The following is a 464-nucleotide window of genomic DNA, read 5'->3' on the forward strand; positions in this document are numbered from 1 at the left end:
GAAATAATTTGTTTACACAATTCTCAAAAAATAATTCAATTTGATTTCTCAAAGAACGATAGATATAATTTTCGAAACAGCTCGTGTAGAAGAAGTTGTTGGTGATTTTGTTACCTTAAAACGTGCAGGTTCTAGCTTAAAAGGACTCTCGCCTTTTGGTAATGAAAAGACACCTTCTTTTGTTGTTTCGCCTGCCAAACAAATCTGGAAAGATTTTTCTTCTGGAAGAGGTGGAAATGTTGTGACTTTTTTGATGGAAGTTGAACAATTTACTTATCCAGAAGCGTTGCGATGGCTGGCAAAACGTTATAACATCGAGATTGAAGAAGATGGTGAATATACTTTTGAGCAACAACAAGAAGAAAAAGACCGAGAAAGTTTATATATCTTGACTGATTTTGCGAAGAAATTCTTCACTAATCAATTGCATAATTCGGAAGAAGGAAATTTAATTGGTCTGAGTT

1 protein-coding gene is annotated in these 464 nt (G+C 33.8%); it reads left to right on the forward strand.

The window, feature by feature from the left end:
* Positions 1–40: 40 nt before the first annotated feature.
* On the forward strand, positions 41–464 hold a 424-nt coding region (locus QWI17_RS09895), incomplete at its 3' end, for a CHC2 zinc finger domain-containing protein (protein ID WP_302722347.1).

The organism is Gilvimarinus gilvus (assembly GCF_030518155.1).
GTDB lineage: Bacteria > Pseudomonadota > Gammaproteobacteria > Pseudomonadales > Cellvibrionaceae > Gilvimarinus > Gilvimarinus gilvus.